Genomic DNA, 20,411 nt, shown 5'->3' on the forward strand with positions numbered 1-20,411 from the left:
GCGAGTCCGCAATCCAGAACCGATTATCACCAACGTTTCTGAAACCTACGTGATATTTGGCCTCGCACCCTCCGGCATATCCGCTAGGTGATACAGAGGGTTCTGAGCTGCGGCTTTTCGAGTCTCCGTTCCCGCTGCCGTAACGTACCGCTGAGACGTGGCCATCGACTCGTGACCGAGGAGCTTCATCAATGTGTAGACGCTGACATCAGATTTCGCGAGCTCCGTCGCATATGTGTGGCGGAGGCTGTGCAGCAAGGCTCCTGGGACCCGTTGCACGTCTGGACCAGCCAAGTTGAAAGCACGCCGCAATCGCGACTGCAAAGTGCCTCGGGTGATTCGTTCTCCATCGCGACCAACGAACAGGGGGAGGGATCGCTTCCAACCGGCAAGCGGGTCCGCCGCCGCCTTGCGCGTGACTGATCTGGTCGAATCCGGAAATCGCACGCGCCGGCTTTCAAGATACTTCCTGATGACACCGAGCAGACCAGCCTCAATTGGTACTGCCCGTTCCATATTTCCTTTTCCTTGGACGTGCAGAACGACGCTCCCATCTGAGATTGTCCGAATGTCCTTCACGTCCAGCAGCCTTAATTCCTCGGCGCGAAGACCAGCAAGTACCGCAGTCAAAATTATAGCCGTGTCTCGTTCGTCCCAATCAGTCTTTCGAGTCGAATCCTTCTGATATGCAACAGTTTTGACCAAGGCCTCAACACTCGACGGCGGAAGTGCCTTCGGCAATGATTTTGCGAGTTTCGGTCGACCGATCAGAGGCATAGGGTTCGCATAGATCAGCTCCGAAGTAAACAGATATGTACACAGCACGTTCCAGGTGGACCAACACCGCCGGATCGACGCAGCCTCGTGATCAACGGCGTAGGTTGCGAATGCCACACGCATTCCCGTGCTCTCTATGTCGCTGACCAACATCTCGGACGGCACCGGCACCAGGCGTGATGCGATCGCCAGAAAGTCTTGACGGTAGGCCTTAATCGTATGCGGCGATAGCTTGAGGGTCTGCCGGTCATCTATAAACTCTAAGAACCAGACCGGGTAGGCCGAATGTTGATCCGCGGAGGAACGGTCGTCATCAATCACGCCAAAGGCCATGGAGGAATCCTAGCATTTGATGGATAATGTTGATTATCCATCAAATGGCACCACACAGCGATCTGACCAGTATACATACCGCGACCAGCCGCGGGTGTTGACGTATTGTCACGGCCACTTGAGAAATTCACCCCATAGCTGCACGAGATGTACGCAGATGTACTGTCACAGTGACGTTTTGGGCAGTTAAAGCGGCACTCGGCACCTTCGCTCAACATCGGATCAAGGGGCGCCGACACACCACAAACAGCCCTCTGATAATTCACACGGCTTCGATTATGTGCAGACATCACGTAAGGCGCGCGCCCAGGAATACCGAGCGACCCGTCGGACATGATTGCAACCTCTGGTGGCAGGCAAGATTGATAACGGAATTCCCCGCAGGGTTTGTCGTGGAATCTGGCGCGACGTCGGACGACTCAAGTCTTCTTGGATTACCTCAATAAGTTTTGGATCGAGCCGACGCAGATCGATTCACCGCCAATGGCCCCTCTCGAACTCACTATCTCTGCGCGCCGATAAGAAACATTATGTCAAGTAGTACCCCTCTGACGCCCCTAGTTGAGACTTGGTCACTCCCTCATAGCTGTCACCAGTCCAGGTCGACCGGCATCCGACATACTGGTCGGTGATGATTCTTCCCGCGATCTTTAAGTACACACCGGCGCAAGCACCGCCACGGCTTGGCGACCATGGCGAATGGCACCTTGCCTGGAACTCACGGTTCGCCGACCTATGGGCCGGCCTTCGCCCAGACTGGCACCTCAGCGCAACGCTGCAGGCCCGGCACGATCAGGTCGTCACTCCGATAGTCGGCGAGAACCAGACGCCAATGCCAGCCATCGCAACAGCCGGTGACGTGCAGATCGACTGCCGTGTCGACGGTTCGGTGCCCGAAAACATCAATCTGACTGGTGCTGTGCGTATTACCGGCAGGGCCGGTCAAGCCGCACCCGATCACCGAGGGCGACGAGCTCGTTCGATCACAGCGGCGACCGTGACGCGAATGCAGCTGGTATCCATCGTCATGGACTACCGCCCCATGATGAACATCGACAACCCCGACCCGACCAGGCAATACGAGAACCTTCAGCCCATCGTGGGCACCGAATGGTTCTACGAACTCGCCGAACCCCCACTCCAACTACACACCTATCGACCGCACGAGCGCGAGACGGGTCAGTTGCGCCAAGAGTTGCTACTCCTGGACCTCGACACGACGACCTGATTGGTCCTGACCGATCACCGTGCGTGATCTGCTGCAGGTTGAGTGCCGGGCCAGCCGGCATCTGATCGGAAGCGCCTGCCGCGCACTGTGAATTCCTCCTCGCGGGAGGTCCCTCATTCCCGGATGGCTCCCCGATCGTGGCTGATGCGCAGTACAGCCGGTTACGTCGATCGTGCACGTTCCTTTAAGTCCGCTTAACGGACCGCGTGTGGAGCCACCACAGGCCGGCCCCAATCAGAGGAGTCACCCAGACGACGAGTATCCATATCAACCGCGGCCGCGATGCAGGTTCCGGTGCGTTGAGGATGCCGTATGTGGCAACCATTGAGGCTGCAACCGAAGCCGAAAGTGCCAGAAAGCCAACAAGAATGAGTGTCACGGAGGCTGCTGAAGGACCCCCGCAGATATCTGCGTGGGTGCACTCTGACAGGCCAGACTCTGCCAACACGTCTCCCATCCGGCCACCGTACATGCCCGTGGTTCGGCTGACCGTCTGCAAATAGCAACTCGCCGAACAACCGGCGTGCGTTACCGCTTCGCCGTGCCAGCACCGCAGTGCCTATCCCCGACCAGACAAGATCAAGGACGTCTGAGTTCGCCCCGCGCGGGTGCTCTGCGTCGGCCATCATCACTCGATGCGGTTCACCCGGATAGTGTCCGTTGTCATCGCCGCTCTCGTGGTCCTGACAGCATGCTCAGACGACGCTCGGCCAGCGCCGGCGCCGGTTCTCGTGGCCTTCGACGACGGGTGGGGTCAGGTCTTTGTAGCCGGCGCGGACGGCGGCGGCCTGCGCCAGGTCACCCCGACCCCGGGCGATGACACGTCCGACATGCGATACGCGAACTTCCCCGCGCTGTCTCCGTCCGGCGAACAACTCGCGTACACCCGGGGCGGGACGCTCATCGAAGTTGTCGACCTAGAGTCAGGCGAGTCGAAGACGATTCGCGACGGCGGCTACCAGCCGGTCTTCTCGCCGGACGGTTCTATCATCGCCTTCACGAGCAACGGCTCCATCCACATCATGAACAGCGACGGTTCCGATGTGCGTGTCATCGCGCAGAACCAAGCGGCCTCGGGACCGACGTTTTCTCCGGACGGCTCACGCGTGATCTTCAACGTCTCCGGATACCTCGTCGAGGCACCCACGGCAGGCGGAGAATCGAAAGTCGTCTTGCGTGACCAGTTCTGGAACGCAGACCCCGCCTACTCTCCCGACGGATCGACCCTCGTCTTCTCCAGCAACCGCGGCGGCAACAATGGATCGGAAATCTATTCGATGCCCACCGCGGGCGGCGAGATCACCCGCCTCACTGACACATACGCAATACACCCGGCATTCACGCCCGACGGATCGCGCATCGTCTACACCAGGGCGACTACGGACTCCGGTGAGCTCGTGACCGACATAGCCATCCCGAGTCGCGCCGAGCTCGCTTCGATGAACCCCGACGGGTCCGATCAGAAGCGGCTGACGCCGCGATCCATCACGGCTCAGGATCCGAGTGTCGCGGGCGGACAGTGAAAGACCTGGAGATCAGTTCTTGACGGCGATCCCGCGACAGGCAGGCCTCCACCGCGGGCCACGAACAGTCAGAGCTCACGCGGCCGTTCGGGGACTGGCACTCCCCCATCCCGAAGCTGCTCCGCGCCACCGATCCTGACGCCATCGGGGTACGTTTTCGTCACCGGTCACGAAAACGTCTGTCCGACAATTGTTTCTGATAGCAATCGAAACATCGATTCGCTGCGCGCTTCCGACCTATGACGCACTGGAGCCGACTACAACGGGCTATTCATAAACCCCGCAAGTCGATTGCCTTCTACGATGCGGCAATGGGCGGACTTGACGAGTGTGAAGTAGACGAGCGTGAAGTATGAGCACCGGTCGCGAGCGGGACACTGACGTAGATACCCAGCGTGTGGACGCTGGGAACGGTCCCCTGCGAGGTGAGCTTGCCTTCGTCGCCCAGTTAGCGGTGGGGTTGCTGTCGGGGATATGCATCGCGTGGTTCGCAGTTGTCTGGTCGATGAACGGGCTGCGCGACCTACTGAACGTTCCCGAGTTGCATTCGGTGCCGATCAACGATCCACCGCCCAACATCCCTGGACCTACCATCACTTACTGGATCGCGTGGGCGATCCCATCCTTGATCGTCTACAGCTTTGGCGGAGTACTTTTCTGGCGCTGGAAACCATCACGCTGGTTTATCGTCAGCTTCATGATCGGCTTTGTCGCGGTCAGCCTCCTAACTATCCCCCTCATCATTCACATGGACGTCAACGGTTTATAGTCGCTTCGCATTTCAGCATGTCCCCCGTAGACCTGCTGCGCTCACACGTACGGCCGTCTCGTATGACCGAAACTCACTGCGGAACGGTGGCTTTCGCGGTTGTCCAGTTGCTTCGATCACGACCGGTCAGGCTCCTGTTTCACAATCGCGGATCCACGGCTTCCGACTCCATCGCGAGGACGCCGAACACGCACTGGTGGATGCGCCACACCGGCTCTCCTGCAACGGCCCGGTGGACGGCTTCGAGCCCGAGTGCGTACTCTCGCAAAGCCATCGACCGCTTCTGGCCGAGATTGCGCTGCTTGAGCCGGGTCAGCGTCGACGAGTTGGTGTAGTCGGCGCCGTAGATGATCCGCAGATACTCGCGCCCGCGGACCTTGAGGCCCGGCTGCACCAGGCCCTTCGGACCGCGAACGAGATTGTCGAACGGCTTGACGACCATGCCCTCGCCACCGCCCGCGGTAAGGTCCTCCCACCACGCCGCGCCGGCGGCGCACGACGATTCGTCGGTGGTGTCGACGACGAGGCGGCGCGTGGGTCGGAACAGCTCCGGGTCTGCGGCGACCAGGCGATCTGCGATGTCGAGGTGCCACTGGTGATCGCGGGCCTCGTACGTGGCCGTGTCACCTGCGAGGATCTGAAACGGCGCCACCTCAATCCCCAACGCGCTGTCGATCGGCTGCACGTAGTGGCGATACGAGTCGACGAAGAGCTCGGCGTTGACGGCTCGGGTTCGCGTCCTGTCGAGTAGATCACCGACGTCAGCCCCTCGCGCTGCGGCGGCCGACAGCACATCGATCGTCGCCGGCAGCGCGGTTGTGGCGGCGGCCCCCACCTTGGCGTACTGGCTGCGGACCATCGCCTCCGCCTTCGCGGTCCACGGCAGTATCTCCGTATCCAGGAGTAGCCAGGTTGCGTCGAGGTCTGCCCAGACGCCTGCCGTGGTGATGGCGCCGGCAATCCGCGACAGCACCATCGCCTGCTGATCGTCGGTGAAGAACGCTCGTCCGGTGCGGGAGTAGATGACGCCGGATCCGTCGCGCGTTACGCGCACGATGGCGCGGGATCCCATGTGCTTCTCTTCGCAGATCACCCGATCGATGGATCGCTTCGCGTAGTGACCGAACGCCTCATCCGGGTGCTCGAGTAGACCCTCGCGTGACGAGCTGTCGACCGGCGACATGGTCGGTGGCAGATAGAGCAGCTCGGCCGGCGGGATGGCGAATCTGCTCATCACCTCCAGCGCACCGGCTGCGTTCTCCTCGCGCAACGACACCCGCCCCATGTGTTCGGTCTCGATGACGCGGTGCCCGAGGATGTCGGTGAGCTTCAACACCTCGGGGTCACGCGGCGGCGGGGCCAACGGCCGAACGGGTTCGTAATACGTCGCCCGTGCCTGCACCGACACCACCTCGCGCTCGGGGTAGCGCAGCGCAGTCAGACTGCCGCCGAAGACACACCCCGTGTCCAGGCACATGGTGTTGTTGACCCACTCGGTCTCCGGCACCGGGGTGTGCCCGTACAGGACAGTCGCCGAGCCCCGATAGTCCTCGGCCCAGGGGTACCGGACCGGTAGCCCGAACTCGTCGGTCTCGCCGCTGGTGTCTCCGTACAGAGCAAACGCCCGGACCCGGCCCGATGCCCGCCCGTGGTACTTCTCCTTCAAGCCTGCGTGCGCGACAACGAGGTTGCCCTCGTCGAGTACGTAGTGGGCGACGAGTCCGTCGCAAAACTGACGCACCTCGACGACGAACGAATCGTCCTCGGCCGCCAGCTGATCCAGTGTCTCCTGCAGCCCGTGGGTGGGTTTCACGTCCTTACGGCCCAGCGCACGAACGAGTTTCGCCTCGTGGTTACCCGACACACACAGGGCGTTCCCGTTGGCGACCATGCCCATGACCAGGCGGAGCACACCTGCGGAGTCCGGACCACGATCGACCAGATCGCCGACGAACACAGCCTGGCGACCATCTGGATGCTCGGCATCCACGCAGCGCCCAGTGTCATCCCGGCTGATCGCATATCCAAGGCGCTCGAGCAGGATCTCGAGTTCTTCGCGGCAGCCGTGCACGTCACCGAACACGTCGAACGGACCGTGCTCGTGCCTGCGGTCGTTGAACAGGCGGGTCCGCACGATCGACGCCTCCGCGACGGCCTCCACCGAGTCCAGGACATGGATCGTGCGGAAACCCTCGCGTTTGAGACTGCGCAGCGAACGGTGGAGTTGGTCGTGCTGACGCTTGATCACATGGGCGCCGAAGTCCCGGTCCGGCCGAGAAGCATTGCGCTCCAATGCCAATGCGACCGGCAGATCCAGGACAATCGCCACCGGGAGCACATCGTGGTCCTTGGCCAGGGCGAGCAGCGACTTGCGCGATGACGCCTGCACGTTGGTCGCGTCGATGACCGTCAGCCGGCCACGGTCGAGTCGCTTGCCTGCGATGTACTCCAGCAGGGCGAAGGCGTCCGTCGTCGCAGCCTGATCGTTCGGGTCGTCCGAGACCATGGCCCGGCAGTCATCGCTGGATACAACCTCGGTCGGAAGGAAGTGAGTCGCAGCGAAGGTCGACTTTCCAGAACCGCTCGTCCCGACCAGAATTACCAGAGACAGTTCGGGAATGCTCAGCTCGCTCATACGCTTTCCCCACTCGAAGTCTGTTGTGCGAACACGGCCATCTGCGTCGGCGACCCCACCTCGTCGTCACGCTCGCCCACTGGCCGGAGGTCGACGTTGTACCCGTAGGTCTGGCCTACTGAGCCGGCCCAGTTCGCGAACTCCGCACGGGTCCACTCGAATCGGTGGTCGGGGTGACGGAAACCGCCGGCGGCCAGCGCCGGGTACCTCACGTTGTACTCACTGTTAGGTGTCGTGACCACGACGTGGCGTGGCCGCATGGACCCGAATACGTTGGCCACGACCGCCGGCAATCGTTCTGGGTCGATGTGTTCGATGACCTCCATGAGGATCGCCAGATCGAGACCTTCGAGGCGGTCGTCCTCGTACTGCAACGACGACAGCAGCAACGTCAGGCGTTCGGATTGCCGCTCGGTCATCCGATCCACGTGCTGCCGCTTGGCCGCTTTCGCCAGCGACGAGTCGGAGACTTCTGCTCCGATCACCCGTGCCACACCCTGCAGCTCGAGCAACGATCCGAGGAGGGCGCCGGGCCCACATCCGAGGTCGACGATCGATGCCGGCCGGAGCTCGCGCACGACTTGCAGCACCGCGTCGTGGCGCAACCGGACCAGTGTACGCGACACATCGGGTTCCGCATCCTCCGCGGCGTCCTCGACCGGGCGGTCGTCCAGCTCGATGAGTCGTTGTGTTGCAGCTTCTTTCAGTCCACGTTGGTGGGCCAGGTAGCGATGTGTGATCAGTTCTCGTTCCGGGTGAGTTGCCAGCCAGCCCGATCCGGCCCGGACCAGTTTCTCCACCTCGTCGTCGCCGACCCAGTAGTGCTTGGCGTCGTCGAGCACCGGCAGCAGGACGTAGAGATGACTCAGCGCGTCGGTCAGGCGCAGCGACCCCTCGAGCGTCAACGACACCAAAGGTGCATCACCCCACTCGGGCCTGGTGGCGTCCAAGACGATCGGCGTCGCAGTGACATCCCATCCGATCGGCCCGAACAGACGTCGCAACAAGGCAGGGTCGCCCGTGACCGCCGGGAGTGCGATCGTCAGATCCAGTGCGGAATCCACCAGATCTTCTCGATTCGCGCATCGCCCGTTCAGCGCCGACCGGAACACCTTCCCCATCGCCACCGACAGCAACGACGACGCGACGTACGGGCGGTCGTTCACGTACTGACCCAACGCGAACCCGTCGTGCGCACCAGAACGTCCCCGCACCAACGCAACCGGATCGACCTCGAGCACCATCGCGACCGTGCAACGGTCGTCGCTGACCTCAGGGTAGAAGACGTGCGCCGTCCCGCCGTGCACATCGAAAGGTTGGACCTTCTCCGGATGCTTGTGCAGCAGGTAGCCGAGATCGCTCGGCACCTCGAGAGTCGGTGAACGTTCGGCGGAGATGGTCAACAGCATCAGGACAGTCTGACGTACAGATGGTTCCCGTCCAGTGATTTCTCCCGTGGACTGACCGACCATGCGCCGAGAGCAGTTGAGACGCCCTGAAACGACAGCGGGAGTGACGATCGACGCGACACCCTGCTCCGCTTGTTGTGCGGGGCAAATAGCTCAGTTTCTGATATCAGACTTATCCAGTAAACCTCTGCCTATTGCAGCAAATGAAATACTGGCGGATCGATACGATCTGCACGCCCGATCGAATGAAGGAACAGTAGTGTTGTGACGTCCATCCGGACGGACGCCGCTTCCGAAACACCTGGCTTCGGCGACGGATTCGATGCGACGCCCCTACGGCTTGGCCGACGAGGTGATCGGCGATGCTGCCGGTGCGCTGGAGTCCGGCACTCCCGCGTAGTCGGGCAGCTCGATGCCGTTGATCGCGCGCCCGACCAGTTCCATGAACCATTCGCCGGCGAAGTCGGGGCTGGGCTCTGTGTCTGGTCCGGGGACGTCGCGGGTGCGAGCGTTCAGCCGTCCGATTTCTTGGTTGGCCTCGACGAACGAGCGCATCCGGGCCTCGTAACGGGCGAACCCGTCGTCTGGGTTCCATCCGGCAGCGGCCAGTTCACCGGCCAACACATAGGCGCCGACCAATGCCAGCCCGGTCCCCTGCCCGGACATCGGCGACGAACTGAACGCCGCATCCCCGAGCAGCACCACCCGTCCACTCGACCACCGGTCCATCACCACCTGGGCGACCTGGTCGAGGTAGAAGTCCGGGGTGTCGTCCAGGTGCGCGAGGATGTCCGGGGTCAACCAGCTCATGCCCGTCATACGCTCACGGAGCAGGACCTTCTGGGCCGCGATGTCACGGTGATCGACATCGAAGTCAGACGAGCCGAAATAGAACATGGCCATCGCCCGGGTGGCGTCCTGGATGGGTCGTAGGAGCGCTGAGCGCCCGGACGCCTGGTCCTGGTACTCCAGCAGCCAGCGGTCCAGCCCGAACTCGTTGGGCACACTGTAGAAAGCCAGCACGTGCCCGAGGTGGCGAAGAAATCGTTCATGCGGCCCGAAAACCATTGCGCGCAGCGCAGAGTGCAGCCCGTCGGCCCCGATCACCACCTCGAAGCGCCGCCGGTCGCCGCCCGCGAAGACCACGTCGACCCCGTCTGCGTCCTGGGTGAGCTCGGCGATTCGGTCGCCGAAGATGTACTCGACGCCGTCACGAGTGTCGTCGTAGAGCACTTGCGCCAGGTCCCCTCGCAGGATCTCGATGTCCGCTATGAACCCGTCGCCACCATCGTCGTCGGCGCGAAAGGTTTCCAGCACTTGCCCGTTCGCGTCCACGGTGTACGCACCGGCGGTGTCGGTGCACGCCGCGCGCACCGCCTCATCCAGTCCCATGCGCTTGATGACCTCCTTCGCGACCCCGCGCGCGTCCACGGCCTGTCCGCCGGGACGCAATTCGGGCGCCCGCTCCACCACGGTCACCTCGGCCCCCCACCGCCGGAGCCAGTGGGCCAGCGCCGGTCCCGCGACGCTCGCGCCCGCCACCAACACCCGGGGATCACGCACTCGCGTCCCCTGCCCGCCTGTTCGAATCGTGCTCTCCTGCTTGGAGTCGTCGACGCTCATCACTGCCTCCATCTGTTTCCGCTGGAAGGTCGCCAGCACAGGCCCACCCGGCCGTATCGACTGCGGATCTACACGAAACTCATCGGTACGGCCGCATTGCGTCCACCCTCCCGCTTCCGACTTGTATGAAAGTACGTCGTGGTGTTCGAACCGGCGGGTTCCTAACCTGGCGCAGGAGAGCGTAGGGCGCTGGCTCGGGCGCTTCGTGCCGCACCAAGGGCGCGCTGTTGAGGGGCTGGCTTAGCTCAACGCCCACACGGACATCGCCAAGGCATCTGATCAAGGGCCTCGTCATGTTATTTCGGTTGCGGGAAAAGGGATTTTATGGCGTCTCCGGGGAGCGGTTAGCGTCAAAATCATGGAATGGAACTTTCGATCGGCTGCTGAAATGTTGTCCGCTTTGCGTGCTCGTGATGTGTCATCAGTGGAGTTGACTGACGCCGCAATCGATGGGATGGAGCGAAATGACAAGGTAGTCAACGCCATCTGCGTATCGGACTACGATCGAGCGCGCGCAGCGGCGCTGCATGCCGATCAACTACGCGGTAGGGGTGAGGATCGGCCGTTGCTCGGTGTGCCGGTGACGGTCAAGGAGTCCTACAACGTAATCGGCATGCCCACGACCTGGGGAATGCCGCAGTACCGGAACTTTATACCTGCCGAAGATGCGGTCCAGGTGTCGCGCTTGAAGGCCGCGGGCGCGGTAGTGCTCGGTAAGACCAACGTGCCCTTCGGGCTGCAAGATATACAGAGCTTCAACGAGATTTACGGCACCACCACCAATCCGTGGAATCTCGGGCGCACATCAGGTGGATCCTCTGGTGGGTCAGCGGCGGCACTGGCATCCGGCTTCGGTGCACTCTCCATCGGCTCCGACCTTGCCGGTTCGCTCCGTACCCCCGCCCACTTTTGTGGCGTCTACGCACACAAGCCGACGCTTGGGCTGGCAGCGATGCGCGGTATGAGTGCGCCGCCTGCGCCAGCGCTGCCGACCGAGGCTGACCTCGCGGTTGTCGGTCCGATGGCGCGCACTGCCCGTGACCTCGCCCTTTTGTTTGACGTGATGGCTGGACTCGACCCCCTGACATTCGGCGTGGCGAACGACATGACGCTGCCCCCAGCGCGCCATGAGGCACTCGGGGGCTTTCGGGTCTTGGTCCTAGACCAGCACCCTCTGATACCGACTGGGGCCGCTGTGCGAGCAGGGGTGACTCGGGTAGCCGACGCGCTCGCCGCGAGTGGTGCCCGCGTCGAACGGTTCAGTCCACTGTTGCCGGATCTGACCGAAGCTGCGCTTCTCTACACGCAGTTCCTGTTCTCAGGATCCACGGCCCGCTTCCCCGTCGACACGTACGAGCAGCTGCGGGCCCGCGCAGCCGGCCTGAGTGCAGGCGACCTCAGCCTTGACGCGGCGCGGCTGCGCGGAATGGTGTTGACTCACCGCGATTGGATCGAAATGAACGACCGACGCGAGATTCACCGCCACGGATGGCGTCAGCTGTTCGGCGAGCTCGATGCGGTGGTCTGTCCGATTACACCAACTCCCGCGTTCCCTCACGACCACAACCCCGATCTATTGGGACGCACGCTAGACATCGACGGGGACAAGTACCCATACTTCGACCAGCTAGTTTGGGCTGGTCTGGCAACCATGCCGGGTCTGCCTGCGACGGCCGTACCCGCCGGCCGATCGCCCGATGGTCTGCCGGTCGGAGTGCAACTCATCGGTCCGATGTTCGAGGACCGAACAACCCTGCGGCTGGCCGAACTCCTCGAACAGCGCATCGGCGGATTCCAGCCCGCCACGTAGAGCCAAATCTACGGCTATTCGAACGCCAGATCGCTTGACATCCACAGAGGCACCCGAAGGGCAGCCAGCACTGCTGCGAGGCCTACTTGTGTTGGCGCGTACGGACTAGTTCCAGCCCGCCGTCTCCACCGCTGCGCGATGGGTCTGTGCGAGGAACTTCAGAACCATGGCTTCTGGATCCGCTGCTTGTCGCACAAGATGATAGGGCAGCACATACTCCCCCAGCGCGGTGTCCCAGTGAGCAGGCGCTTCGACCGCCGGATGTGTGTCGTACCCGTCGGGATGGGGATACGCGTACGCGTAGAAGACGCCTTCCTCGGCGCCACCGGGCCAGTAGCCTGCGCTCGAAACCTCGTCGCTGTAGGCCTCGTGCATGACCCAGTCGGGGCAGTTCGGAACACCACCGGGATGCTGAGGTGCAGACCGTCCCGAGAACCGTGTGACGGCCAGATCGAATGCGCCCCAGAAGAAATGAACAGGTGAGGATTTTCCTCGAAACTCACCACGGAACTTCGAAAAGACACCATGTGCAGAGACGAGCGACCGCCAGAAGCGAGTTACGGCGTCCGCGTCGTACGAGGCGTGTGCGGTGTCCTCGGCGAACGGGGTCGCATCGGGCAGTTCGACGGGTGTTCCGACCATCGCGATATCGAATCCGAGATCAGTGAGGTGGCCGATGTACTCGGCGTAGAAGTCGGCAACGGTCCGCGGTTCAAGCTTCATCCGACGGGTGCTGCCGTCGGTCACGAGGATCAGTAGCTCGTGCGCCAGGAAGTCAAAGCGAATCTCGAGGCCGCGGTTTCCGGCGACCATCAGGGACGTGGTGAGTCCCCGTGCGTCCACGTACAGCGGAACTCCCCACCAGTGGTTGATCTCCGGCCCGAGAGCCATGCGCGTCTTGCCAACGATCTGAGTCCACAGCTGAAGCGTGTCCCTGGTGTCGATCCACGAATCCAACGGCAGTGCAGGCCAAGCGTCGTGTTGGGTTTCCATGAGCCCATAGTCCCCGACGTCCACTCGACGCGGGCACTTAAGATGAGATGTCCACAGAAACAGCGGGTTCGTGGCTCGGCGACGCCGTCATGACCACACAGTTCGTTGACCAGGACCACAGTGTGGTTGCGTGCTCGCCGTCAGTCGGTGTCTGTGGCGGGACCATCCTGGGTAGCCCCGCCTTCGCCGGACCAGTCGCCGGACGTCTCGCCTTCGGCAGGATCGGACTGCACGTCGGATTCCGCGCCCTCAGGTCCGGTGCCGGCGTCTTCGGTGTGTGGGTCGGTCTTCTTGTCAGTCATGAAAGTCCTGTACCCGAAAACGGTTGCGTCAACCCACCCGGGTCAGCACCGTCCTCTTCGGCACGATCGAACTTCGCTCACTGTGAGAAATCCGGATTGGTCGAAAGGCGGGTGACCACACCTCGATCTCCATCGACGCGCACTCGATCACCGGTCTTGAGCGTCTGGGTGGCCACCAAGGTGTTGACGACGCAGGGCAAACCGTATTCGCGCGCCACCACAGCGCCGTGGGAAACCGAGCTACCGATATCGGTGACCAGCGCCGCGATGACGGTGAAGTACGGCGTCCACCCAACGTCGGTGACCGGCGTCACCAGGATTTCTCCTCGCTGCAACTTGCGTGCGTCGACAATCGATTTAGCGACGCGCACAACGCCTTCCACGGTTCCACGACTTGCGGGTCGGCCGATGATCTCATCGCCGGTGACACCTGGCGCAGGCCGGGCGATGAGCGGGGTCGGTCGCCCGACAGACACGTCGTCGAACTCGAGAGAGTTCTGGAACGCCAGCGCTTCCCGACGCTTCAGCGCGCTCTGCACGAGATCGGTGATGTCTTCCGAACCAACGACGTGGTTCAATTCCGCACGGTCGAAGAAGAACACCAGGTCTGAGTCAGGCAGTCGTCCGTCCTTGGCCAGCACCTCACCGAGGTGGCGATAGCCCCGCTTGAGCGCATGCGCCATCAGCGCCATTTTCGATTTCGTCTCTTCGCGCCCACGTGCACCTCCCTGCGCCAACCGGGCAAGAAATCTGATGGTGGAAGAGCTGGGCGTTTCAACGTGGGCCTTTGCCGGTCCCCGATCAGTCGGATCGAGCGCCGAGCGCACCATCACCTGCATCATGGCGCCCAGCCCTTCCGGATCCTCGGCCCAGGAAGGGTCACGCATGCACAGCTCGCGGTAGCCGCGGTGACCGTGACGAGTCAAGAACTTCTCCAACGCCATACCGCCGGCGCTACTCGTGGCCCGCAACTCGTTGACCGCGACGTCCGGCTCCCCTGTCAAGAACTGCTCAGCGGCCGCGTCGTCGGCAGCGATGGTGTTCACCACCGAGTCGAGCTCCTCGAGCATGAGCGCGCTCTCGACATCGGAGGCGCCGGCCATGAGCCGGGTTGCTTCGGCTCGCCCCTCGTCCTCGCCACGTCCTTCCTTGACTGCTTGTTTCATCAGTACGCTTTCCAGAATGTTGGCCGCAACCGCCGCGCGCGATGATGACCGAACATGTGTCAGCGTGATATCGCAGTACTGCTGCACACCAGAGTCCAACTGGCGCAACACGAGTCGGGGGTCGTCGCTGGTCGGAATGTGAAACTCGGCAATCTGCTCCTGAAGGCGCCGAATCGCGGGGCCGGCGGACAACGCGTACGTGGTGAGCCGAACCGTGTTGATCAGCTTGCTAACGAACGGTTTTGGTGGTTTTGGCTCCAATTCGTCGACCACCCGGCCGCAGATCGAGGTGGAGAACTGCTCCAACGAATTGCCCAGGAGTCCAGAGCTCAGACCTGTCCCCTCGGTCAGGTTCAGGAACATGTGGCCCTGGAAATAGCCGACTTGTAGCCACGGCTTTTCGTAGCTCTGCTGTGCCCGCGCCACCACCTGCGTCATCTGCATCGCGTAGTCGATGGCAAAGCCGGAGACCGCTGCGGTCAACGGGCAGAATGCTCCCGGCATCATCTCGCCTATGTTGCAGCGCGTGTACACGTGGTCTGCGCCCGCGAGAGGCGAATCCATCTCGCCCAGATCGCCGGGCAGGGTGGTGATCGGTCGAGCCTGCAGCCACCACAGTTTGCCGGATTGGTCTATCGCCCACTCGAGATCCATTGGTCTGCCCCAATGTTGCGCAGCGCGCAAGGCGCCGGACCTGATATCCGCGACCTCGTCTGGTGACAAGACCGGCACCTCGCCGACATCGCGAACGGCGGGGTTACCGTCCGAATCCAGGACGATGTGGTCTGACGACGCCGTACCGTCGACCAGCGCTTCGCCGAGCCCGGCGACGGCGTCGATCACTGTGAGGTCGCGCCGGCCGGTTGCCGGATCCGCGGTGAACACAACGCCGGCGGCGCGCGCGTCGACCATCTGCTGCACCACCAGATGCATGGTGGCCGTGGGTTGCCCGCTGTAGGCCGAGGCTCGTCGCGAATGCACGGAGGCGGCGCACGTCTGCACGGCCGCGGCGAAGTCATCGACGGAGTCCACACCCAGCACGGTGTCGTATTGCCCTGCGAATGACTGGTCGTCGCCGTCTTCCCCGACGGCCGAGGACCTGACGGCCACTGGGATCGCTCCGACTGCAGCCATGCGGGAGAACCATTCCCCCACTTCATCGACCGTGACCCGCTCGGCAGCATCAGCGATGACGAATCCCACCGGTACCGGAAATCCGAGGCGGCGCAACTGCGCGAGTCCGGCCGCTTTGCCGCCGTAACGTTCGTCGGTGACCTGGTCGAATTCGATCGCTGTCAGGGGCATGATGATCCTCCCAATGCGTCGACGATTTCGGCGAGCGCGTCGACCTCGATGGGGCTTGGTTGATACAGGCAGATCCGGTCCGACACACCGTCGACGCGGTCACGGATGTGCGCGGCCACCTCGGCCGGGGTACCACAGGCGGCGATGGTGTGCAGTATGTCGTCGTCGATCAACGAGGCCATCTCCTGCCAGCGGCCCTGCTTGGACATCGCGTTGAGTTCCGGCTGCAGATCGCCCCAGCCGTGGGCGTCGAGCACCGGCCGGTATGCCGGGGTGGAGCCGTAGAACGCCAGCAGCATCCGAGTCGAGGCATGGTCATCGTCTCGTCCGGTGCCGACCGACACGATGATCTCCGGCACCACCTCGAAGTCGTCCTCGCTGCGGCCGGCAGCAGCCAGCCCTTCGCGTACGGCAGGCAGCGTCGTCCCGTGCAGGAATCGCTTCGTCCCGAAAGGCATCACGAGCAGGCCGTCAGCTACTTCTGCCGTGGCTTTGGTCAGCCGAGGTCCGAGCGCGCCAAGATAGATCGGTGGCGGGCCGAACGGGTTCGGCCCGGGTACGAAGGTCGGCGTCATCAAGGTATGGCGGTAGTACTCACCGCGGAAGTCCAGCCTTTCACCCTCATTCCACGTCGCGAAGATCGCCCGCAGCGCCCCCACCATTTCTTTCATCCGCGCGACCGGACGATCGAACTCGGCCCCGTAGCGCTTCTCGATCTGCGCCCGCACCTGTGTGCCCAGACCCAGGATGAAGCGCCCCTCGCTGAGAAGTTGCAGATCATTGGCTTGATGGGCAAGTTGAATCGGATTGCGCGGGAACGCGATCGCGACGTTCGACATCAAGTCGAGACCCTTGACCGACGATGCCAGCACCAGAGGCGTGAAGACGTCGAACGGTCCTTCGAAGGTGAATACGCCGGATGCACCGGCTTCCTTGAGCACGTGTGCGCGTTCGACCGCATCGGTGGGCCCGAACAACGCTGTAGAGATCTTCATTGTGTCGCTCCTAGCCCGCTACGTCTGTCCAGTCGGAGAAGCCCGACGGGTGGTGCGGACCGAGCACGCCGTGCTCGAACAAACCCGCACCCTCGCGGATCGTCCCGTCGGCTTCAGTGCACACAGCTATGCCGACGTGGTCGATGAGACTGAACGGCGCACGGGCCATCACCTCCGGGTCCGTGAGGTCGAAGCTGACGCGTTCGGCGAACGGACCGCCCTTCCAGCTGCCGTGTGCCCACGAGGAGTCGCCACCGTACCCCGACCCGAAAGCGATGGGCGCGAACAGCTTCGATTCGACATCTAGTTGTATTCGGTCCCCTGCGCGGTTCATGAACTCGACATGGGCGCCCTGGGGAATCCTGGTTCCGGTCTTGTAGTCGATGGTGGCGCGGACTCCGTCGAGTTGTTCGACGCGGCCGTCTCGCCAGCGGCGTGTGCAGTCGTAGAGGCTACGGTGGCCATCGGGATCCTCTTGCAGGATCAAGAACAGTTGGTAGTCGTCGAAGGCCAACGGCAGGTAGAGCCACCACATTCCGCGAAACGAAGCGTCTGGCCGACCGGCGGGCTCGGCCTCACCGACAGGTCGAATCCCCCACGATCGGTCGCGGCTCGCCACGCTGGTGTCATGACTGACTTCCAACCGTTCGCCGTCGACGTCGATCCAGCCCTCCCAGGAGCCGACCTGGGCGAAGCGGCACGCCTGCAACGTCACTCGCCGCTCGGTGAGCATCTCGTGCGGTTTCTCCAGGGCCGCAGGAAACAGCCCGCGCCAGGTGAGGTCTGCGGAAATTCCCTCGGTCTGCGCCAGTGTCAGGCGCATCTCCTGCAGTGGCTCGATGACTTCGAGACGGTAGCCGTTGACGTTCTGGTGAAGGCGGTCGTCGTCGATCGCGTCGCTCAGGTGTAGCGCGGTCTGCATGTCGCCGCGACGGACGACGAAGTAGGCGTCTTTGACGCCGAGTCGCGGGTAATACCCGATTCCGGTCAGCGCCATGAAGCGACCGTCCCGGTCGAGCACGTTGAAGTAGGACCGATCGTAGAAGTTTCGATCGGACGTAACCGGCCAGGACAACGGCACAGGTGCCTGATGAATTGGATACTCGTCGAGCGGGCTCAAGTTCACAAGCACTCCCTCAAATACGATGCACTCTGTATTGGAACTACGATGAACTCATGACAGCAGAAAGCCCGAAGGATGGCAAGAGGTCTGCGCAGTCCGCGCCGGGACGGCCGCGCGACAGCAGGATCGATGCTGCGATCATTGCGGCGACCCGAGAATTGATTCTCGAGACGGGCTATTCCGCGGTGTCGTTGTCGGCGATCGCCGCGCGCGCCGGGACCACCACGGCTGCCATCTACCGGCGGTGGTCGGGCAAGGCGCAACTTGTCCACGAGGCAGTGTTATTCGCCGAATCGATCCCCACGCCGGACCATTCGGGAGATATCCGCAACGAGATCAGGGCTCTGGTCGAGACAATCAGGGTGATCTTCGACAGACCAGAGGTGCGATTGGCACTGCCGGGTCTGATCGCCGACACCGTTGCCGACCCCGAACTGCACAACATGATGATCGCCCGATTGGCCGGGAATCTGACCGCTCTCGAATCTCGCTTCGGTCAGGAGCGCCGCGACGATGACCACTTGCCGATGCTCGTCGAGGTGGTCGCGGGCACTGCAATTTTCCGCATCCTCATTCGCCGGGACGCCGCCCTCGACGACACCTGGGTGACCGAGATGACCGAGATGATCACTGGCCGCTGGCCCTCCGAGAACGCGGTTGACGGCACGTGAGCTCAACCGAATCCTCGGACGATTAGCTCAGAGGGCCTGACTCGCCAAGCACTGGTTGGAGATTTCCACGGATGCTCGCTGCCATCAGTGAATCAAACCCGCGTCCTTACTGCCGTACGCTGCGCGGAGCTTCGGTTTGACCACCTTCCCAGCAGGATTGCGCGGAAGTTCGTCGACGACAACGAGGTCCTTAGGGTGTTTGAAGCGCGCCAAGTTCTCGTTGAGGTGAGGCCCGAGTTCGTCGAGCGTGAGCGAGTCAGCACCGTTGGCCAGGACCACGACTGCGACCGGCACTTCACCCCACTTCGGGTGTGCCCGACCGATGATCGCGGCTTCGGCGATGGCGGGATGGCTGTAGAGGACGTTCTCGACTTCGGCGCAGTAGATGTTTTCGCCACCGGAGATGATCATGTCTTTGGCGCGGTCGACGACATAGAGAAAACCCTCGTCGTCTTGCCGGACCAGATCTCCGGAGTGGAACCACCCACCCCGGAACGCTTCTGCCGTAGCCTGCGGATTCTGCCAGTAGCCTTTCATCAAATTGGGCCCGCGATAGACAATTTCACCCACTTCGCCGGGTTTGACGTCGTCCATCAGAGGGTCGACGATGCGAGCAGTCACCGCCGGCACCACTTTGCCAATCGATCCGATCTTCCGGATGGCGTCTTGACCTTCGAGAAAGCATGTGACCGGCGACATTTCGGTCTGCCCGAACGCAGTCATGTTGAGTGCGTCCGGGAACAACTCATTCATGGCACGGAGCACGGTATCGGGGGCCGGGGCCGCTCCCCAACTGATCGTCCTCAGCTTGAGGTGGCGAGGTTTGGCTCGCTGTGCCGCGCAGACCGCCTGCCACTGGGCCGGCACCATGAACACCGACGTAGTGCCTTCACGCTCCATGGTGTCGAGCATGGCGTCTGCATCAAACGCGCCGAGCGGATGGATGACCGCCTGGATGCCGCGATAGAAGACCGGCGCGAATGCTGCGATGCCGGCGATATGAAAGATCGGCGGCACGACTGAGGCTATGTCGCCTGGTTGGCCATCGGACGCATTGATCGTGGTCATCGCCTGGGATTGAAGGTTGGCGTGGGTCAGCATGGCGCCCTTGGGTTTTCCGGTGGTTCCCGAGGTGTACATGATGAGTGCGACTGTGCTTTCGGGGACATCAACCTCTGCCAGATCCGCAGGGTCCTGGGCGAGGAGCGTTTCGTAGTCGAGGTGGTCGCCGCTGTCGCCGGCGTCGACGACGATGGTGGTGTCGATAGCGCCGGTTGACGCTCGCACCGCATCTGCCAGTGGCGCGAGCAGGCACTCGGTGAGAATTATCGTGGCGCCACTGTCGTGGACCAGGTAGCCGACCTCGGCCGGGCTCATGCGGATGTTGACCGGAACCGGGATCGCGCCAATCAGATTCGCCCCGAGCACCGCCTCGACGTATTCGGTGCGATTGAGTAGTGCGATCAGGATGCGATCACCGAATTGGACGCCGCAGCGTTGCAAAGCCGCGGCAAACCGGTGCGACCGGTCGTCGAGTTCACGCCAGGTGGTTGCGGCGTCGAGATATTTCACAGCGACTTGGTCTGGCGCCATCAGAGCATGTCGTCGTACCTGGTTGTTCCAGGTATTGCGACCGGAACGCATCGGTTCACCGTGGAGCTCGCTGGTCGAAGCTGCGGCGGCTGTCATGGCGTATCCCCTGGCGTCGTCGGGCGTGGTGTGCGGTCCCCCAGCCCACCACTGTGCTCT

15 protein-coding genes are annotated in these 20,411 nt (G+C 62.7%); 5 read left to right on the forward strand and 10 right to left on the reverse strand.

Annotation, left to right across the window (positions count from 1 at the left end; translation table 11 throughout):
* Positions 1 to 45: 45 nt before the first annotated feature.
* Positions 46 to 1,110 (reverse strand): tyrosine-type recombinase/integrase, encoded by a 1,065-nt coding sequence (locus tag AC1TQG_RS19680; protein WP_482139510.1) that lies wholly within the window; start codon positions 1,108 to 1,110, stop codon positions 46 to 48.
* A gap of 1,006 nt (positions 1,111 to 2,116) precedes the next feature.
* On the opposite strand from AC1TQG_RS19680, the gene AC1TQG_RS19685 reads away from it, so the two are divergent.
* From AC1TQG_RS19685 to AC1TQG_RS19695, 3 genes are all read left to right on the forward strand, one after another.
* Positions 2,117 to 2,338, forward strand: coding sequence for a hypothetical protein (locus AC1TQG_RS19685; RefSeq protein WP_482139511.1), 222 nt, complete (start codon positions 2,117 to 2,119; stop codon positions 2,336 to 2,338).
* 635 nt (positions 2,339 to 2,973) lie between these two features.
* Positions 2,974 to 3,861, forward strand: a complete 888-nt coding sequence (locus AC1TQG_RS19690) for a TolB family protein (protein ID WP_482139512.1) — start codon at positions 2,974 to 2,976, stop codon at positions 3,859 to 3,861.
* A gap of 352 nt (positions 3,862 to 4,213) precedes the next feature.
* A complete protein-coding gene (locus AC1TQG_RS19695; protein WP_482139513.1) occupies positions 4,214 to 4,630 on the forward strand; it encodes a hypothetical protein in 417 nt (138 codons plus the stop codon).
* 139 nt (positions 4,631 to 4,769) lie between these two features.
* Here the strand turns inward: AC1TQG_RS19695 and AC1TQG_RS19700 are convergent, their stop codons facing one another.
* The 3 genes from AC1TQG_RS19700 to AC1TQG_RS19710 all read right to left on the reverse strand — a co-directional run bounded on the left by AC1TQG_RS19700 (position 4,770) and on the right by AC1TQG_RS19710 (position 10,297).
* Positions 4,770 to 7,265: a polynucleotide kinase-phosphatase gene (locus AC1TQG_RS19700; RefSeq protein ID WP_482139514.1), complete on the reverse strand. Its 2,496-nt coding sequence runs from the start codon at positions 7,263 to 7,265 to the stop codon at positions 4,770 to 4,772.
* Positions 7,262 to 8,674 (reverse strand): 3' terminal RNA ribose 2'-O-methyltransferase Hen1, encoded by a 1,413-nt coding sequence (locus AC1TQG_RS19705; protein WP_482139515.1) that lies wholly within the window; start codon positions 8,672 to 8,674, stop codon positions 7,262 to 7,264. Before AC1TQG_RS19705 ends, AC1TQG_RS19700 begins: the two co-directional genes overlap by 4 nt.
* Before the next feature lie 333 nt (positions 8,675 to 9,007).
* Positions 9,008 to 10,297: an FAD-dependent monooxygenase gene (locus AC1TQG_RS19710; protein ID WP_482139516.1), complete on the reverse strand. Its 1,290-nt coding sequence runs from the start codon at positions 10,295 to 10,297 to the stop codon at positions 9,008 to 9,010.
* A 358-nt stretch (positions 10,298 to 10,655) separates the two neighbouring features.
* On the opposite strand from AC1TQG_RS19710, the gene AC1TQG_RS19715 reads away from it, so the two are divergent.
* Entirely contained in the window at positions 10,656 to 12,107 is a 1,452-nt protein-coding gene (locus AC1TQG_RS19715) for an amidase (RefSeq protein WP_482139517.1), read from the forward strand.
* A gap of 105 nt (positions 12,108 to 12,212) precedes the next feature.
* Here the strand turns inward: AC1TQG_RS19715 and AC1TQG_RS19720 are convergent, their stop codons facing one another.
* From AC1TQG_RS19720 to AC1TQG_RS19740, 5 genes are all read right to left on the reverse strand, one after another.
* Positions 12,213 to 13,100, reverse strand: a complete 888-nt coding sequence (locus AC1TQG_RS19720) for a DUF5996 family protein (protein ID WP_482139518.1) — start codon at positions 13,098 to 13,100, stop codon at positions 12,213 to 12,215.
* A 140-nt stretch (positions 13,101 to 13,240) separates the two neighbouring features.
* Positions 13,241 to 13,402 (reverse strand): hypothetical protein, encoded by a 162-nt coding sequence (locus tag AC1TQG_RS19725; protein WP_482139519.1) that lies wholly within the window; start codon positions 13,400 to 13,402, stop codon positions 13,241 to 13,243.
* 77 nt (positions 13,403 to 13,479) lie between these two features.
* Entirely contained in the window at positions 13,480 to 15,873 is a 2,394-nt protein-coding gene (locus tag AC1TQG_RS19730; RefSeq protein WP_482139520.1) for a PEP/pyruvate-binding domain-containing protein, read from the reverse strand.
* Positions 15,864 to 16,868: a TIGR03617 family F420-dependent LLM class oxidoreductase gene (locus AC1TQG_RS19735; RefSeq protein ID WP_482139521.1), complete on the reverse strand. Its 1,005-nt coding sequence runs from the start codon at positions 16,866 to 16,868 to the stop codon at positions 15,864 to 15,866. The genes AC1TQG_RS19730 and AC1TQG_RS19735 overlap by 10 nt, the downstream gene beginning before the upstream one ends.
* A gap of 10 nt (positions 16,869 to 16,878) precedes the next feature.
* Positions 16,879 to 17,994, reverse strand: coding sequence for an Rv3169 family protein (locus tag AC1TQG_RS19740; RefSeq protein WP_482139522.1), 1,116 nt, complete (start codon positions 17,992 to 17,994; stop codon positions 16,879 to 16,881).
* Positions 17,995 to 18,044: 50 nt separating this feature from the next.
* On the opposite strand from AC1TQG_RS19740, the gene AC1TQG_RS19745 reads away from it, so the two are divergent.
* The gene (locus AC1TQG_RS19745; RefSeq protein WP_482139523.1) at positions 18,045 to 18,662 is read left to right on the forward strand and encodes a TetR-like C-terminal domain-containing protein; all 618 of its coding nucleotides are present in this window, start codon (positions 18,045 to 18,047) and stop codon (positions 18,660 to 18,662) included.
* A gap of 84 nt (positions 18,663 to 18,746) precedes the next feature.
* Here the strand turns inward: AC1TQG_RS19745 and fadD5 are convergent, their stop codons facing one another.
* On the reverse strand, positions 18,747 to 20,351 hold the full coding sequence (fadD5, locus tag AC1TQG_RS19750; RefSeq protein ID WP_482139524.1) for a fatty-acid--CoA ligase FadD5: 1,605 nt from the start codon (positions 20,349 to 20,351) through the stop codon (positions 18,747 to 18,749).
* Between the last annotated feature and the right edge of the window lie 60 nt (positions 20,352 to 20,411).

This window comes from Williamsia sp. Y844, from assembly GCF_056786475.1.

Excerpts from the sequence above, each read along its gene's own strand:
- AC1TQG_RS19680 (WP_482139510.1), bottom strand. The coding sequence starts at position 1,110 with ATGGCCTTTGGCGTGATTGATGACGACCGTTCCTCCGCGGATCAACAT.
- AC1TQG_RS19685 (WP_482139511.1), top strand. The coding sequence starts at position 2,117 with ATGCAGCTGGTATCCATCGTCATGGACTACCGCCCCATGATGAACATC.
- AC1TQG_RS19690 (WP_482139512.1), top strand. The coding sequence starts at position 2,974 with ATGCGGTTCACCCGGATAGTGTCCGTTGTCATCGCCGCTCTCGTGGTC.
- AC1TQG_RS19695 (WP_482139513.1), top strand. The coding sequence starts at position 4,214 with ATGAGCACCGGTCGCGAGCGGGACACTGACGTAGATACCCAGCGTGTG.
- AC1TQG_RS19700 (WP_482139514.1), bottom strand. The coding sequence starts at position 7,265 with ATGAGCGAGCTGAGCATTCCCGAACTGTCTCTGGTAATTCTGGTCGGG.
- AC1TQG_RS19705 (WP_482139515.1), bottom strand. The coding sequence starts at position 8,674 with ATGCTGTTGACCATCTCCGCCGAACGTTCACCGACTCTCGAGGTGCCG.
- AC1TQG_RS19710 (WP_482139516.1), bottom strand. The coding sequence starts at position 10,297 with ATGAGCGTCGACGACTCCAAGCAGGAGAGCACGATTCGAACAGGCGGG.
- AC1TQG_RS19715 (WP_482139517.1), top strand. The coding sequence starts at position 10,656 with ATGGAATGGAACTTTCGATCGGCTGCTGAAATGTTGTCCGCTTTGCGT.
- AC1TQG_RS19720 (WP_482139518.1), bottom strand. The coding sequence starts at position 13,100 with ATGGAAACCCAACACGACGCTTGGCCTGCACTGCCGTTGGATTCGTGG.
- AC1TQG_RS19725 (WP_482139519.1), bottom strand. The coding sequence starts at position 13,402 with ATGACTGACAAGAAGACCGACCCACACACCGAAGACGCCGGCACCGGA.
- AC1TQG_RS19730 (WP_482139520.1), bottom strand. The coding sequence starts at position 15,873 with ATGCCCCTGACAGCGATCGAATTCGACCAGGTCACCGACGAACGTTAC.
- AC1TQG_RS19735 (WP_482139521.1), bottom strand. The coding sequence starts at position 16,868 with ATGAAGATCTCTACAGCGTTGTTCGGGCCCACCGATGCGGTCGAACGC.
- AC1TQG_RS19745 (WP_482139523.1), top strand. The coding sequence starts at position 18,045 with ATGACAGCAGAAAGCCCGAAGGATGGCAAGAGGTCTGCGCAGTCCGCG.
- fadD5 (WP_482139524.1), bottom strand. The coding sequence starts at position 20,351 with ATGACAGCCGCCGCAGCTTCGACCAGCGAGCTCCACGGTGAACCGATG.